This is a genomic window from Candidatus Cloacimonadota bacterium (genome assembly GCA_028706475.1).
In the GTDB taxonomy this organism is placed as follows: domain Bacteria; phylum Cloacimonadota; class Cloacimonadia; order Cloacimonadales; family Cloacimonadaceae; genus UBA5456.
In genome coordinates this window covers 1-18,076 of the sequence record JAQWBI010000037.1, presented here as the reverse complement: position 1 = coordinate 18,076, position 18,076 = coordinate 1, and the positions used below count along the sequence as shown (strand labels likewise).

Genomic DNA, 18,076 nt, shown 5'->3' with positions numbered 1-18,076 from the left:
TTTTCTGAGCAACAAATTCTCCCGACAAGCTCCTGCTGTAAAGCGGGAAATTTTTGATCAGAAAAAACGGCTGTTGCTGACCCATGTGTCACTCTTCTGCTGGTGTAAATTTCGGGGATAAGGTCAACTTCATTACTCATCATTCAACCCAAATAATGTACTGGAGTAACAAACCTCTATACTATCTGTCCTGGATGAAATAAGTTTATGGGTGAACTCCAATGCATAGTTTTTCACCTGATTAATGAAGTCCAATAGACTATAAAACATATAGATATACAATAAGTTACGAAAGGTCTAATGAGTAACAATCGTATTGTCCAAGTTCATCTGTAGCACTGCAGCACCATAAATTTGAACAATGATCTATCGAACTAAGAACTTCTGAACTAACAAAAAAACACGCTCAACTTGTTAAAGCAGCACATAAAGCAATCTGTGAGATTTCTTTGATTCCGGAATTACTTGACATAAAAGAGCATGAATATAAATTGGAAAAAAACAAAATAAACATGGAGGAATCCAAATGACCTTTAACGAATTCATGGCTAAAGTCGCAGCGAAGAATCCGGGTGAACCAGAATTTCTTCAGGCAGTCAAAGAAGTTGTAGAGACAATCTGGGACGTGTATGAAAGCAACCCCCGCTTTGTAAAAAACAACATCCTCGAACGCATCGTGGAACCCGAACGCACCATTATTTTCCGCGTTCCCTGGATGGATGACAAGGGCGAAGTACATGTAAACCGCGGTTATCGTGTACAGTTTAACAGCGCAATCGGACCCTACAAGGGCGGTCTGCGTTTTCACCCCAGTGTAAACCTTTCCATCCTGAAGTTCTTGGGCTTTGAACAGATCTTCAAAAACAGTCTTACTACTCTGCCTATGGGCGGTGGTAAGGGCGGTAGCGATTTTGATGCCCGGGGTCGTTCAGATGCCGAAATCATGCGTTTCTGCCAATCCTTCATGGCCGAGCTTTTCCGCCACATTGGTGCCGATCTGGACGTTCCTGCTGGAGATATCGGTGTGGGTGCACGTGAAATCGGATACATGTTTGGCATGTACAAGAAACTCAGCAACGAATTTACCGGAGTTCTTACCGGTAAAGGCAGAACTTGGGGCGGCAGCTTAGTACGTCCTGAAGCCACTGGCTTTGGCGTGGTTTATTTCGCTCAGGAAATGCTGAAGACCAAGGGCCTCACTTTCGAAGGAAAGAGAGTAGCCATCTCTGGTTTTGGAAACGTTGCCTGGGGCGCTTGCCGCAAGATTACCGAACTGGGTGGAAAGGTTGTAACCATCTCCGGACCTGACGGATACATCTATGATGAAGCTGGCCTCAACGAAGAAAAGATCGACTATATGCTGGAATTGCGCGCTTCCAATAACGACCGTGTGAGCGACTTTGCCGACAAGTTCCCCGGCGCAAAATTCTTTGCCGGAAAACGCCCTTGGGAACAGAAAGTGGACGTGGCTATTCCTTGCGCTACTCAGAACGAATTGCACGTAGAAGACGCTAAAGCTCTTATCGCAAACGGCGTAACCTGCGTGTGCGAAGCTGCAAACATGCCTTGCACCCCTGAAGCAGTAGAAGTATTTATGAATGCTAAGATTCTCTTTGCCCCTGGCAAAGCGGCAAACGCTGGCGGTGTAGCTACTTCCGGACTGGAAATGACTCAGAACTCCATCCGTATGAGCTGGAGTGCTCCTGAAGTGGACGAGAAACTTCACGGCATCATGTGCAATATCCACGAAGCCTGCCGCGAAAACGGCACTCAGGCTGATGGCTGGGTAAACTACGTTAAGGGAGCCAATATTGCCGGCTTCTTGAAAGTAGCAACCGCTATGTGCGACCAAGGCCTCGTATAACAAACATAAAGATCAGATATAAACAGGCGGGATTAATACTCGCCTGTTTTAGTTTTCTATGAGCTCTGCCCTTTGGGAAGAGATTTATTCTCATAATCTTCACAATCTGCACATTTGAGATAAATTAATCGAAGAGGTTGGAAATGGATGAAGGAGCATAAGCACGCATGAACACATTGTTCTGGGATTATCAGGCAACATTATCAGGCTTCACGGGCAGTATAGTGTGATGGTATTTGCGATATTTTATGTATTTTTACTTGACGAATATACTGCTATTGAAAATAATCAACATAAAGCTATGAGTATAGAGTACAAGGGGGTTCAATGAACAATTACTTCATGGAGACCCATCACCATGAGTGGATTTTGACCAACAAGTTCGGAGCCTATGCTTTAGGTACCGGAAACTTGATCAATCAACGCAAGTATCATGGTTTACTGGTTGCAAGCGACAAGGATTTCAACCGTCACCATCTGGTGGCAGGGATGGAAGAGAAAGTGGAATGGCGCGGCGAGTATATTCATCTGGATAGCAATAACTACAGCAACTGTATCTATCCAGAAGGCTTTTTTCATTTGGTGAAACCCTGGCTGCGCCCCTATCCTGCTTTTCTATATTCGGCTTTACCACATCAAAATGAGATATTGATCTTCAAAGAGATCATGATGGACAGCGAAAGCAATACCACTCTGGTGAAATACAGCAATTTGGGCAAGCATCTTCTGCATTTCAATCTGCACCCAAAGTTCACCATGTGTCCTCATCATGAGATCAATAGTCACGGCAGTTTGGACTTCATTGATTATCATACTCAGATCCAGGAGACGGAGTTTGGCACAAGCTTTTCCGTACTGAGGGTAAATAACGGCATCCAGGTATTTGGCCACAGTGTAAAAGCCAATGTGATGCACAACCGCTATGTGTTTTACAATGTTTATTATCCTTGGGAAGTAATGAGCGGTTATGAGGGCATAGGCGACCAAATTAGCTTGTTCCAGATCGATTTTGACCTTGCACCTGCTGAGAGCAATTACATACTGTTTTCAGATTCCGAGATCATTGATCCCAGCGTAATGATCGAGCGAATTGAAGCGCGCTACAGCCATCTGCCCAAAGCAATGGATTTCCCCAAAACGGAAGACGCTGAGGACGATCTGCTCTCCAAGCTGGATTACGACGACAACATCCTCTTTGACAGACAGAGCTATCTGAAGATATTGGAATTTGCCCTCAAGGATTTTTGCACTGAAGACGACGTGGTGGCTGGATATCCATTTTACGGCCCCTGGGGCAGAGATACCATGGTAGTGGTAAATGCGCTATTGCACAATAGCGACAATCTGGAATTGGCAGAACGAATCTTACGCAAATACAGCACACACATAGAAAATGGCCTGATCCCCAACATGGTGGCAGAATCCGGCAGAGATGGCAATTACGACAGTATAGACGCCACTCTGTGGTACATCATCATGTTGTGGAAAGTAGGTAAAAAGAAGCAAAGCAAGGCATATTGGAAGGAAATTCTAGAACTGTCCGAGAGCATTATTGGGGCACTTTTACAAACTTCCGAGCGTCCCTATCGGGTTAGAGAAGACGGATTGATAGAATTGGATCCGGCTTTTGCCCACGGAACTTGGATGGATGTGCGCATAGACGGTAAGGCAGTATGCCCACGTTGGGGATGTCCTGTAGAAATCAACTCCCTGTGGTATAATGCGCTATGTGCCTATGAAGCCATCTGTGAAGCCTACAATACCGCTGGAAAGGGGAAGATATCAGCAAAAGCAGACTATCTGATGTTGAGTTACAAAGTAAAGGAATCCTTTAGCAAGTTCTGGACTGGAGAATATTTGGCTGACAGGCTGGAGGGAGACAAGCCAATCGTCGAGATACGTCCCAATGCCATCATTGCGCTGTCCCTGCCTTGGACTCCGGTATCTTTGGACATCATGAAACAAGTATTGGAGCGCACTTTTACCGAACTTTATACCTTCTATGGCATTCGCACTCTTAGTCCCAAAGACTCCAGATTCCGTAAGAAATACTACGGAACTCAGCGAGAGCGCGATATGGCGTATTACAACGGTAGCGTGTGGGCCTGGCTGTTTGGCCCTTTCTGCGGTCTCTATATGAAGGTTTACGGAGCTCAAAAGAGCGAAGATGAGATAGTGAAGACTATCGGCGACCTGATTGGTGTATTGAGAAATAGCTTCATGAGGGGACACATCGCTTCCGTGGCAGAAGTATGGGACGGAGATCATCCGCATTTCCCCAAGGGCGCTCCGGCTCAGGCATGGAGTGTGGCAGCCCTATATAACATTGAAACCTATCTGGAGAAGATGGGAGCGAAGATATGAAAATCTTGATGTTCACTTGGGAGTTTCCCCCGCTCATTTCCGGAGGATTGGGGATGGCATGCTATGGCATGGTGAAGTCCCTGCTCGCTTTGGGAATCAAGATCGATTTGGTGTTGCCTACCAGAGAGGAAGTATATTTCCCTCTGCGCGAAGAAAGTGACGTGGACACTCTGCCCACCGTCTTCATGGATCCCAAAAAGCAAGTGAAGTACAAAAGTATGCAGTTTCACGACACCATAGAGCGCTTGGAATACATAGGGATCAGCGAAAGGCCGGAATCATATTTTCAACTTGCGGATATAAAGCGTTATGCCAGCTCAGTGAAGGAGGAATATTGGTATTCCAAAACAGTAGGCAATGATAAAAATGAACTTTGGACACAGATGACCTCCAACCTATTCGGAGAAGAAGACCTTATCCGTAAAGTTCAGGAATACACCTTACGGGCAGAACGCGTGGCGAAAATGCTGGAGTACGACATCATCCACGCTCACGATTGGCTTACCTATCCTGCTGGGATGTTGGCGCGGAAGATTAGCAATAAACCGCTTGTAGTCCACATTCACGCTACAGAATTTGACCGTGCAGGCGGACCAGGAGATGAACGCATCCACAAAATAGAACACGCGGGAATGACCTATGCAGACAAAGTAATTGCTGTATCAAAATACACTGCACAGATGATTATGAGCCGCTATCGTATCGATACAGGCAAAATCCGTATCATTCACAATGCCTTTACCATCTCTGAAGACGCAGTGCTTAGTAAAGAACGAATCTTCCGGGGTCCTGTGATCCTCTATTTGGGACGTATTACTTTGCAAAAGGGGCCAGATTACTTTTTAGATATGGCACAAAGAGTGTTGCAGACTCATCCCGATGCCAGATTTATAATGGCAGGCACGGGGGATATGAGCAGGCGTCTCTTGCGAAGATCGGCAGCAGTAAAGCTGAAGAACCGTTTTCTGTTTACTGGATTCCTGAATCGAAAGCAAGTGGAGAAGATTCTAAGGGCAGCAGATATCTATGTATTACCATCCGTATCGGAACCGTTTGGCATCAGTCCCCTGGAAGCAATGGCTTACGGAATCACATCCATCATCTCAAAGCAATCCGGAGTATCCGAGGTAGTTCAACACGCATTTAAGATAGACTACTGGGATGTCGATCTGTGGGTGGAGACCATCAATCACCTCATTGAAAACCCGAAGTACTGTTCCAAGATAGGCATCGAAGGCATGAGGGAAGTGAATAAGATTCAATGGGAAGAAGCTGCGGAAAAGATCAGACAATTGTACAGCTCAGCTTTGGCAGAGTATATCCGAACGCATTGAGGGGGAAGCATTATGTTATACATAGTATTTTATTTTCAAGTGCACCAACCCTTTCGCCTAACTCATTATAATGTATTAGATATCGGACAAAACAGCCCGATGTTTGATGACAGGATGAATAGGGAAGTAATGCAAAAAGTGGCTGAGAAGTGTTATTTACCAACGAATAAGCTGCTTCTCGAACTCATCAAGAAGCATGAGGGACAGTTTAAGGTAGCATTCTCGATCACCGGCACCGCCATCGAGCAATTCAAGTTATACAGCCCAGAGACTCTGGAGTCTTTTAAAGCCTTGGTGGAGACAGGCTGTGTGGAACTGCTCGGAGAAACTTATTTCCATTCTCTATCCTTTTTGTACGACTCAAATGAGTTTCTGGATCAGGTAGCCTTACATCGTGATCTGATGAAAGAGGAATTTGGCTATTACACCGAAACCTTTAGAAACACAGAGCTCATTTATCAGGATAGGCTCTCAGACCTGATATACGAGATTGCGGGATTTAAAACCATTCTCACCGAGGGAGTAGACAGAGTATTGCAATGGCGTTCTCCGCTATATGCCTACAAGAACTATTCCAAGCGGATAAATCTGCTGTTCAAGTATTATCAATTGGCAGACGACATCGCCTTTCGCTTCTCCAATCGAGACTGGCCAGAATATCCCCTTACCGTGGACAAGTTTGTAAGCTGGATCGATAAGTTGACCTTGAATGAAAGCAAGGGACGCAATCAGTTTCTGAATCTGTTTATGGATTACGAAACCTTTGGAGAGCATCAATGGGCTACCACTGGTATTTTTGACTTTATGCGCCATTTTCCCAGCGCTGTATTGAAGTATCAGCATCTTGGCTTTGCATTTCCCAAAGAAGCTGCAGAATTGGCAAATTATCAACAGGAATCCATCAGCTTCCCCGATCCCGTTTCGTGGGCAGATGCGGAGCGAGACCTTTCAGCATGGTTGGGAAATGATATGCAGCATAATGCGATAGAGACGCTCTACGATCTCTTTGACAAGGTAAAAGCAAAGGGTGATCCGGAGCTTTTGCGCACAATCCGCATGCTTAGTACATCGGATCACTTCTACTATATGTGTGCCAAATACTTCCAAGATGGAGACGTTCACAAGTATTTCTCGCCATACGACTCTCCAGATCAGGCATACATCTATTACATAAATGCTCTGGCAGAGCTGGAAGAAAGACTTTTGAGGTATCAATGACTAAAGGAAAAGTTCTGATTCTGGAAGATGATGTCGTTTTGGCAGATCAGGTAGCTTTGATCTTAAATAAATTCAATTACGATGTACTTATCACAGCTAATTCCGATGTCTTTTTTGAAGAACTACGGATATTCAATCCTGACGTAATTCTGTTGGATGTGTATCTGGTGGGCAGCAAACTGAATGGTATCCAAGTTCTGAAGCATTTGAAAGACAAGATGGATTTGAACTATAAGGTAATAGTGATTTCCGGAGAGGTTAGCTCCAGTCAGGTACAGGAAATCCGCTCACTCGGCGCATATCACTTCATCGAGAAAGGCAGCAGTTTCAGCACCAATCAATTGCTGCTGCACATAGACAACGCCATCACATTGAAACGGCAGGAAGAGGAACACATCGGGCTTCAGATTGAATACATTAACATGAAGAAGCAATTTACCCGCAGCTTTCCTTTCATTGGGGAAAGCGAGGCCATCAAACAGGTTCGGGAAAAGATCCACAAATTGGCAGAGGTGGACGAGGATCTATTTCTGATTGGGGAGACTGGTACCGGAAAGGAAGTAGCCGCAAATTACTACTATACTAGCTCAAAACGCTTCGGAAAGCCTTTTCATACGCTAAATTGCTCCGCATTGACCGAAACCCTGATCGAGAGCGAACTGTTTGGTCATGTGAAAGGCAGTTTTACCAGTGCAGACAGAAATAAAACTGGATTCTTTGAAGAGTGTAGCAGTGGGTTGCTGTTTTTGGATGAGGTCACAAATCTATCGCTGAAGTCTCAATCCAAGATTTTGAGAGCCATAGAAAACAAAGAAATTCAGGTAGTGAGCGGCCCCATGAAAAAGGTATCAACACGCCTCATCTTTGCTTCAAATGCAAATATGGACTTGCTTAAAGATCCCGATATATTTCGAAGGGATCTATACTATCGCATAGAGGGTAATATAGTGGAAATGCCCCCATTGCGTGAGCGCGGAGAGGACATCCTCTTGCTGATGAGTTTCTTCCTTACAAGTTTCTCACATCAATACAACATTAGTGACCAGCTGGATCTCACTACATTGAAAAGCAGTCTGCTTGATTATGCCTGGCCGGGTAATATCCGTGAATTGCGAAACTTCTGTAAATTCATGATGATCAACGAGAAGAGCATTACAAACTCAACCATTATGAAACATCTGGAACATAAACTGAATGGTAAGGACAAGGACTGTTGCGGGGAGAACATGAAGTATCTAGATATCCCCACTCTGAAAGAGAGTATAGCACAGTATGAACGAGACTATCTGGTTCATCATCTGGAACTTAACGGCTGGCAAGTATCTAAAACCGCCCGTCAAATTGGAATTGAACGTACCACTTTGTACAAAAAGATAAAACAGTTCAAGATAAACACTTTTATAGAGGAATAGATTACTAATGCTAAAAGACAATCTGGGCTTACGTTTGTTTGCCCTGTTGCTGGCAATTTTGATCTGGCTACAATCCGTATTGGTATCTGAACACCGTAGCATAGTATCTTTACCAGTAAACTTAAGAAACATGCCCCAAAACATCACTCTGGAAAACTTGCCACAACACATCCCCTTCGAAGTGAAAGGCAAAGGCCTGGATATTATCCGCTTGATGATGGCCAAACCCAGAGTAAACATCGATGCCGGTGAAATTACTCCAAATACCGAGCTTCTCTCTTTGCAAAACTATGCCATCGACATGCCTGAGAACATCAATGTGAACCTCCTGGGGCCAGCAGAAACAGATCAATTGGCCATTCAAGCCGATGTGTTCCATCAGAAAACCGTAGGTATTGAGCTCAACTTTGCAGATGAAGCCAGTAAAGAACGAATGAAGGAACTACGCTATACTTTAAATCCTTCCAAGGTGACCATATTCGGTCCTAAAAGCCGTATAAACAGCATCTCAAAGATTCAAAGCAGAGCCATCACTCTGGAAATGCTCTCCGAGGCAAGGCAATATCTGGAATTGCAGATTCCGGATACTGACATCAGCGCATCGGTTAAAACCGTATTGTTAAGCATCTCTGGAGCTCAAGAGAGCAGTAAGGTATTTCCCAATATCGCTTTGAGTAGGAACTATATACCTTCCATGATAGCCGTGAAAGTATCCGGTTCCGGAGCAGCATTGGACAGATTGACAATCGAACAGATAAAAGCAGAAGTAAGCGAGGAGGCAGACGAGAACGGCCTATACAAAGTTAATCTTGTCTTACCTGATGATATTCAGGTGATCGCCATCACTCCCGATATGGTTCGCAAACGCAGATGAATCTGATTCTGGCCTTTGAATCCTCTTGCGACGATACATCTGTGGCAATTTTGGATACCGATTATAAAGTGTATTCAAACCTAATATCAGGGCAACCTGAACATCTGGAATTTGGAGGTGTCTTACCAGAGCTTGCCTCCCGTTTGCATATGAAGAACATTATGCAGCTCAGCGAATTGTCCTTGCAGAAAGCGGGTGTAACTCTTCAGGATATCTCTGCAATTGCCGTTTCCATCAATCCCGGTTTGATTGGTTCTTTGATAGTGGGTCTCGCTTTTGCAAAGAGTCTGGCCTGGAGTTTACAGATTCCCTTGCTTACAGTAAACCATCTTCTGAGTCATATCTTTGCGAACTACATCGATCATCCAGAGTTGGAACCTCCCTTTTTGGCCTTGGTAGTCTCAGGAGGGCACACGGAGATGGTTCATTTCCGAACCAATACAGAGTTTGAGGTTATCGGAAAGACCTTGGATGATGCTGCTGGAGAGACCTTTGATAAAGCGGCCAAACTGATGGGACTGGGCTTCCCCGGAGGCCCCTTGATTGATAAGCTTGCCTTGACAGGGAGCGATAGCTTTGTAAAACTGCCCAATCCCCTTCCTCAGAAGGATAACTTCAACTTCAGTTACAGCGGATTGAAAACAGCAATACGCAACTATATTCAAGATCAAGATGAGGCTTTTTTGAAGGATCACACCTGCGACATCGCCGCATCTATCCAATCAGCAATAGTGGAACCTTTGATAACTAAGACCGTTCGAAAAGCAAGAGAGCTGAAGGTTTCCAAGATACTATTGGCCGGAGGAGTAGCAGCAAATACTGCTCTGCGTAAGGGAATGAGCAATCGAGCTGCTATGAAGGGCATAAATGTGTATTATCCTTCACTATCCCTGTGTATGGACAACGCAGCAATGGTAGCCGCTGCAGCCATCCCCAAGTACAAGGCTGGTCTCTATGCACCACTATCGGTAAATGCAAATTCACTAAAGGGGACAAAGCTTCTATAAGCAATTCGGTTGTAGTTCTGTATCTTTAATAATCCATAAAGAGAAAGGAATAATGCATTATATCATAACAGGAAATAGCGATATTAGTAGATACAGCAACTCGCCCGATGCAGGGACAATTGTAATGAGTGGGGAAGAGCTGGTGAATTGCGGCATACGTTTTAGTGATCAGGACAAGGTCTATGTGCCTTCGGAGAGTTCATTGAGCATCGTGATGGAGCACATGGACAACAGGGACTGCACAGAGGGAATCTTGAAACTGAAAGACAAATATAGCTGTCGGGTAGCCCTGAAACCCTTGTATCCAAAGTTCCGGTTTTGCACAATGGCCCTGAAAGACTTACCAAAGTTTGATATTAAAGCTGAAAAGATCGTGATAAAGCCACGCAAGGGATTCTTTGGCGCTGGTGTGCGAATAGTAGAGCGGGGAGCTAATCTGAATGATGTAGCACAAGATATTCGGCGTGAAGTACTTGAAAAAGCACGCTTCTTTCCGGAATCCGTGCTAAGTAAAGAAGAGTTTGTAGCAGAGGAGTACATTGAGGGAGAAGAATACGCAGTCGATATGTATTATGACCACTTGGGAAAACCTACAATTATGAACATATACAAGCATCCGGAAGCTATGAACAAGCACTACGACCATCTGATGTATTACAGCAACAAGTCCCTCTTCGATGCTTATCTGCCTACGTTCGAGAATCTCTTCCATAAGCTTGGTGAAGCGTTACAATTAGTGAGTTTCCCTATTCATGCCGAGTTCAAACTGCACAACGGAGAATTTGTGCCGATAGAATTCAATCCTATGCGGTTTGGTGGTTTTGGCCTTAGTGACCTCACATACTTTAGTTTTGGCTTTCAGCCCATATCATTCTATTTTGGGGATCAGCATACAGATTGGTATGAAATGTGGCAAAGCAGAGGTGGAACCCATTACGCCTTCATTCTGGCTTACAACAGTGCGAAAGTAGATAGCAGAAACATGCAACCCAATCACGACAAGCTATGGAAATACTTGACAGACAGAGTTGAGATAATCAACTATGTGAAGCTGGATTATCGTGAATATCCGGTATTTGCCATAGCTTACGTAAAATCAGATGATGAGAATGAACTGCTGAAGCTTTTAAGTTTGGAGTTTGACGACTTCTTCTCTTAGCGCAATATAAGTTTGGATACCAGAAGGCTCTATAGTTCATAATTCTTGTGCTTCAAAGGAAAATTTGAGTCATACATATAGATAACAATTGTACCCTCTCCGGGATATCAACAGTAGTACGGAACAAATAATGCTTGACTATTTAGCAGTGCATTGTAGAATGCAGAATAACATTATTATGATTGATTTATATATACATAGGAGAATCCATGAAAAAAGCCATGCTATTAATTGGGATACTTTCCATATTGGTATCCTTACCCGCTTACCTCATTGAAAATGCCTCGTTGGAGAACTTCCTGATTCGAAGTGAAGAAGCCTGCGCTTATGACAACTGGGTATCTCATATCGCGGAAGGAATCGCATCGCCGAACTACAATCTTTATGCACCTTTCGACCCTCAGACCAATGGTTTTGGTGATTACCGAGTCCCTACAACTGCAGAATTGAACTCCTGGGGAGAGATCGTTGATCTCTTCCTGCTAGGACGCTTGGATGAAGCGCAAGCAATAATAGACAGCGTTGGATTCCCCTATCAGGCTTTGGTATTCAACGATTCGGACACTGGCAGTAGATATTTTATGCTTCGAGAAGTTCCGGACATGAGCTTTACTGATACGAACGGCACTGAAGACGACTATGACGATGAACACGGTGCCTTCTCTTATGGTTGGGGTTTATACATCTACAGACCGCAATCCACTCGCCCAATTATCATTACTGTACCTCACTCTACCGATGACTTTGCCACCTCGATAATCGGCTATGATTGCCTCTCCACTTGGAATGCTTCATTTCTTTTGATAAATGGTGCAGGACGTGAAGTAAAGTGGACAAATTCAGGCAGTTATACAAACTCCAAATCCATATCTGACCCTACAAGGACTGAAGCCCATCCATACAATGTTGCTTACAAAAAATTTGCCGATAAGATACGGGCTCAATTTGGCAGACGTGAGTTTTCCTTTCAGATTCATTCTTACGACTGGAATCGACACGTAGGTTATACTGATAATCAGATATCTGCAGGGAACAACAAGATGTGTCCAAACTTACCAATTCGTGACCTCAGCAGCTTGAAACAGGATCTGATTAATAAAGGTGATCATCTCATGATCGCTGCAAATACCATCGGTATTCATGAAGATGTGTTTCTGAATCAATACTACTCTGTAAACTACAGTATCCACGACTTTACTTTTAGCGATGGTTTCAACGAGTATCCCGTGAACGACATGATAGACCTACCTGCATATTCCCAAAACCGCCAGATGATTTACACTCTGGATGGGTGGAACGATTACGACAGCTTTGAACCTTTCATGCATATAGAAATGGATGAACTTCCCAATATGTATGAGGAAACCGAGAACGTGTATAAATGGTTCTATGGCTGGATTGAAGATGAAGGGCGCTGGGATATGGACAATCTTTTCACCTATCCCAGAAAGTATTATTCTCGCTGGATACAAGATCTGGAAAGCATCTTTGACGATGTCTTCACTATGAACGACGGGATGAATCCCACCGATCCTGAAAACCTGCATGTAATAAACAACTCCATGCAATATGTTACATTGGGCTGGGATCGCAGTGATGCCTACGATTTTGACAGTTATGAGATTTTGTATTCCACCACTCCAATCGGCGATGGCAACTATCAGATTTTCGATCGCAGCAACAGCGCTTTTCTGGCTTCGCAAGCATGTGAATCCATTGATGTGGTCGGCTTGTCCGCCAGTTACAACTACTACTTCAAGATCAGAGCACGAGACAAGAATGGCAACCTTTCGGATGTATCCAATGAAGTGATATCTGCTCCAGCAGCTACCAGTATTACAGGGTTCAGCGCATACGGATTGGATAGTACCGTAAGATTGTCTTGGGGTACTAATCCCGCTACTGGTTTTTTGGGATTCAACGTCTATCGTAAGCAGGGTTTTACAGACTACCAATTGATCGATAGCTATACCAACAGCCCTTCTCTCGCATCTGGATCTTACAGCTTCGAGTATTGGGATTACGACGTTCAGAACGGTGAACATTACGATTACAGAATCAGTTCCGTAAGTAACAGTGGAGTGGAAACGATTCACAACGTACCCAAATCTGCCAGTCCCTCCATTGTGCACAATTTGATCTTGCAAAACCAAGCGGGTACACTTAGCGATGTTGCCATGTTCTCACAAAACCCATATGCCTCAGATGGTCAGGATGGATATTGGGATGTAAGCAAATCCGGTCCCAGCTCAAACTACGTATGGTTGTCGTTTTTCGAGCAGTACTGGGGTCAGAACGGTGTATATCTGTCCAGAGAAGTCAAGGGTGGCTACGATCCCGAACAGGAACTAAAAACTTGGGTAATTCGTGTGAGATCAGACCAACTGAACGTACCTCTGTCTCTTAGCTTGCCAGTTGTTACCAGAAGCGAGAAGATATACCTCTATGACAACGGTGCTGGAGTATGGCACAATATGTATGATGGGCCTTATGTATTCACTGTAAGCAACTCAAATCCCCGTAATATGACATTGTATTGGGGCAACATGCAACCTAGTGTTACCCACAATAGCATTGCCAATCAGGTACTTCAGGGCGAAAATTCTGTGCAGTTTTCGTGGTCTATGCAATATCCCTTCCTGATAGATCACATGAACCTCTATCTAAAAAATGATGTTGATTCATTGATGATTTTTAGCAATATTCCTGCCAGTACCAGTAGCTATACATACACCATCCCCAGTATGTTGAACATGCCCAGAACCAAGGTCTGTATGCAGATGGTATCGGTAGATGGCTTCATAAAAACCTTTGAATCTGCTCATACTCTGGCATTTGTGCCCCATGTCAATACTATGCAAAATAATGCAGGATGGGCTACAAAGAGTAATCCGTTCCTGATTCAAAGCTTTTCAATAGACCCAGCTTTCGGCAGTGGAGCTACCGGATACGTGTGGAACAATCAATGGATAGAAGCAACCAACTTCGATTTTGGCGCAGCTTATATGGTTCATATCACTGAACCGATAGCTCTCAGCAGCGATTCCCCAGTATTAAGACAAGCAACGGAATTTGATCTGGTCAACGGTTGGAATATGATAGCCAATCCTCACTTGTGCGAATATGAAGTATCCGCATTGAGCTTCAGAGTAAATGGTACCGATTATCGCTTCAGCGAGATGATTACTCAGCAACTGATCTCAAAAGCTGTGTATGTGTATAGGGATTCATCCTTCGTTCTAACGGACAGAATCCAGCCCTACGAAGCTTTCTGCATCAAGAATTATACCAATAACGCTAATAGCGTGGTGCTGAAACTATATCCCTACGATTACTCGATCAATATCGAAGCTCCAGCACCTGTCTGGTCAGTATCCGTAACATCATCCCTGCTTCAGAAGGACAAAATTGAAGTGGGATGCAATCCCATCGCTACTACTTCGTACGACTTCCGTCTGGATCTACCTAAAGCACCAAACCCAGGCTTGTTCAACACTACGTCGTTTTATATGAACAGAAGCGACAATCCCGCTTTCTTGGAACCATATCTACAAACTGAGTATCGCAGCAATTTCAGTACCAGCGAACAAACGGAAATGGCCTTCGATTTTACTCTGGAAACGGATGAAGCCGGAGAAGCGTATTTCGACTTTTCCACGATGAATATAACTGCTGACTGGACAGTTAGATTCTACTTTATGGGATCAGCTCCGCATGTGACAGATGGCTCGCGTATCAGTTTCAACATCCCCGAAGCTGGGGTGTATAATGGTCAATTGATTATCTACAATTATCCAGTAAGCAATGAGGATATGGTGAAACCCGTCATATCCGATCTGAAGGTATATCCCAATCCCTTCAATCCCTCTGTAAACATAGCTTTCAATCTGCCCGAAAGTAGGGATTGCAGCGTGGAGATCTTCAATATTCGAGGTCAGAAAGTTGCAAGCATCCATAAAGGTATGCTTAACGCAGGAAACCACCAATTGTACTGGCATGGTAAAGACTTTCGCAATCGCAGCGTTGCCAGCGGTATCTACTTTGCCAAGATCAAAAGTAAGAACTTCAGCAAGAGCATCAAGATGATGTTGCTGAAATAGTATCAAATCACAGACCCCGGATACTCTCCGGGGTTTTTTATACCTTATACAAACCACAATAATGCACGGAGTTCCTATGCTTTCTATCTCTGTAAAAAGTTAAGGTGTGGCTTGGACTTCGGGCAATACATAGAATCCACACCCGATATTGAAGTCTATTTTGATCATATAGTAAACAAATATGCAATAAGATTCATCTGGTCATATGTACCCCAATCGCATTATTCGAGATAAATGCTTCACATATTTATGGGGACACGGAAGCTACCTTATGAAAACGCTTATATTATCCTACTGACTCGTCAAGGTACGAATGTCGTTTTCTACTGGGCTGCCATACTCCAATTTGCCTGATAATCTACCAAACGGTTCAAAAGCTTTATTCCTCCTCTGGTTTATCGATACTTGAACCTGATATCATCGGGTTATCATCGAGTGAACACAGGATGATAACGGCTTGATATCAGCTTCAACACTGCATAGAACAAAGGGAAAGAGTATGATTCAAAAGCTCCCTTCGGTCGCTGTTGCATTACTGAGCCAAGCTTGACATGACACTAGCTATGAAATATGTGGATATTTATGGACATCCCCATATCGCTGATCCAATCGGCCATCCCCCTTATTCCCATCCCAAAATCGCTGAATAACGCAGAAAAAAATTGAACATACCTTTTTTCTGCTTGACATCTGTCCTGCAGTATCCAATGTTTGAATTGTCGATGCTTCAGCTGAGGAACTCTTGCTGTATGATGCTTTTTTATCATACACTTAAGTTTTTATCATGATCTCGTAAGAAAGAATTGCCGCCGGAAAATGGGTATTTACTAGAACCACCGGCAAGGTCAACAAAGAAGGTTTTTGTATGAAACTTGTAGCCAATGGTAATCTTTGGAGCTTACACAGCTCGCCCGCAGGGCATTTTTACCGCTGCCCCGCAGAATACCCTTGCGTCTACATTCACCAAATAATGATCAAAACAATCACTCACATCCGAAACCAAATCCTCCACACTGTTTCTGTGCTTAGTAGAATAATCTTTGCACATTATCGCTTACCTCGCACAAACAGCCTAGTAGCATGCGGTTTCCCCAAACTTACAACCATCAAAAACAATCGAGCTCATCCATTATAATGGATAGCTCTTTCTTCAACAAATGAATCTCATTCAGGAGAAAAAGATATGAAGAAATTAACTATATTGGTGCTGCTGTTGATGCTTATCGGTATAGCAACAGCAGACGTTTACACGATAGGAACTGGTACCTTATCTCAAGACTATATCCCGTTTTACGGACTGTATGATTATAGCTGGAGTAAGGTTATCTATACCGCTGCGGAACTAAGCACAGCCGGATTAACCGCCGGACAAATCAATGGCATCGGATTTGATGTTGGCTATACACCATCAAACTATGTTTCTGTAGATCAGCGTGTGTTTATGCGGCATACAACTGCTACTGCTGAGGATAACACATATCCCGATAACACAGCGTTCCAAAGCGTCTATAATAATGACTACACTTGGAATGGTAGTGGTTGGCACTACATTATGTTCAGCACTCCATTCACTTGGAATGGAACAGACAACATCGAAATACTTTGGGAAAACTGGGATGGAGATTATGCTTCTGGCCCCACGTTTAAATATACTTCCACCAGCCCGAATTATCTAGCAGCATATAAGTATGCAGATAGTACCTTCCCGGCTGTTTCTGGAACAACTACATATTCGCGCCCCAATATTCAGATTCTTACACCGGATGTGATTCCACCTTCACCTGCAACATTAATCGCACCCGCCGACGGCAGTACCCTCACTACGTGGAACGTAAATCTGTCTTGGAGTCCCAGTGATGGAGCCATACCCACTGGTTATACGTTATTTTATGGTACCACAAATCCTCCCACCATCGAGGAAGATCTGGGACTGGTAACATCATTCCAGATTAATAATCCTCCCTTTTCTACCGAGTATTTCTGGCAGGTCGTCCCTTATAATGCCAACGGTAGCGCTACAGATTGTCCGATCTGGAGTTTCACAACGATGCCAGATCCTACGATAGGGACCTTTCCCTGGGTAGTGGATTTTGGCACATCCTCTTCCGATACCTTCCCACCCATGGATTGGACCAGGTTATCCGGTCTTTACCCAGTAGATACACCTATAAGCACTACTTCTGGTTGGATCCGTGACGAATGGCTAAACGGCCCTACCGGCAACAATGCAGCAAGAGTTAATATCTATGGCACTGGAGCAAAATACTGGCTGGCAACTCCACCAATCGCCATTCCAGCCTCGGGATATGAATTGAAGTTTGACATAGCACTTACATACTATGCTTCAACCGTGCCCCCTACAGCCGGAGAGCAAGCTGATGACAAGTTCATCGTTTTGGTTGATGATAATCCCGGTATGACATCTCCCACAATACTGAGAGAATGGAACAACAGCGGTTCCGAATATACCTTTGATGGTATTTCTAATACTGGTGAAAACCACACTATTGATCTTGATGATTATACCGGTACAGTATATTTTGCCTTCTACGGGGAATCAACCGTTAGCGGTGGCGACAACGACTTCTTCGTGGATAATGTTACTGTCCGCGAAACACCCGCCGGGCCAATCTTCGCTTACAGCCCAGATGCCATTAACTTCGGTACGGTGATGAACGGCCCTCAGACTGGTCCTCAAAACGTGACCATCACTAACAATGGCGGTGGAACCCTGAACATTAGTG

10 protein-coding genes are annotated in these 18,076 nt (G+C 44.1%); all 10 read left to right on the top strand.

The features are described 5' to 3' along the window. Nucleotides 1-526: 526 nt before the first annotated feature. Complete coding sequence (gene gdhA, locus PHF32_07055) at nucleotides 527-1,864, top strand: NADP-specific glutamate dehydrogenase (protein MDD4560474.1); 1,338 nt, start codon at nucleotides 527-529, stop codon at nucleotides 1,862-1,864. Nucleotides 1,865-2,191: 327 nt separating this feature from the next. After that, entirely contained in the window at nucleotides 2,192-4,228 is a 2,037-nt protein-coding gene (locus PHF32_07050) for an amylo-alpha-1,6-glucosidase (protein ID MDD4560473.1), read from the top strand. Continuing rightward, on the top strand, nucleotides 4,225-5,562 hold the full coding sequence (locus PHF32_07045) for a glycosyltransferase (GenBank protein MDD4560472.1): 1,338 nt from the start codon (nucleotides 4,225-4,227) through the stop codon (nucleotides 5,560-5,562). The genes PHF32_07050 and PHF32_07045 overlap by 4 nt, the downstream gene beginning before the upstream one ends. A 12-nt stretch (nucleotides 5,563-5,574) precedes the next feature. Further along, entirely contained in the window at nucleotides 5,575-6,780 is a 1,206-nt protein-coding gene (locus tag PHF32_07040) for a glycoside hydrolase family 57 protein (protein ID MDD4560471.1), read from the top strand. Further along, a complete protein-coding gene (locus PHF32_07035) occupies nucleotides 6,777-8,192 on the top strand; it encodes a sigma-54 dependent transcriptional regulator (protein MDD4560470.1) in 1,416 nt (471 codons plus the stop codon). Before PHF32_07040 ends, PHF32_07035 begins: the two co-directional genes overlap by 4 nt. A 7-nt stretch (nucleotides 8,193-8,199) precedes the next feature. After that, nucleotides 8,200-9,066, top strand: a complete 867-nt coding sequence (locus tag PHF32_07030; protein ID MDD4560469.1) for a CdaR family protein — start codon at nucleotides 8,200-8,202, stop codon at nucleotides 9,064-9,066. Then, nucleotides 9,063-10,073 carry a tRNA (adenosine(37)-N6)-threonylcarbamoyltransferase complex transferase subunit TsaD gene (gene tsaD, locus PHF32_07025; GenBank protein ID MDD4560468.1) on the top strand — a complete coding sequence of 337 codons (1,011 nt, stop codon included), beginning with the start codon at nucleotides 9,063-9,065 and terminating at the stop codon, nucleotides 10,071-10,073. The genes PHF32_07030 and tsaD overlap by 4 nt, the downstream gene beginning before the upstream one ends. Nucleotides 10,074-10,125: 52 nt before the next feature. Beyond that, the gene (locus PHF32_07020; GenBank protein MDD4560467.1) at nucleotides 10,126-11,232 is read left to right on the top strand and encodes an ATP-grasp domain-containing protein; all 1,107 of its coding nucleotides are present in this window, start codon (nucleotides 10,126-10,128) and stop codon (nucleotides 11,230-11,232) included. A gap of 209 nt (nucleotides 11,233-11,441) precedes the next feature. Further along, on the top strand, nucleotides 11,442-15,332 hold the full coding sequence (locus PHF32_07015) for a T9SS type A sorting domain-containing protein (GenBank protein MDD4560466.1): 3,891 nt from the start codon (nucleotides 11,442-11,444) through the stop codon (nucleotides 15,330-15,332). Between the two features lie 1,183 nt (nucleotides 15,333-16,515). Further along, nucleotides 16,516-18,076, top strand: a 1,561-nt coding sequence (locus tag PHF32_07010) for a hypothetical protein (GenBank protein ID MDD4560465.1), incomplete at its 3' end; no start/stop codon positions are given.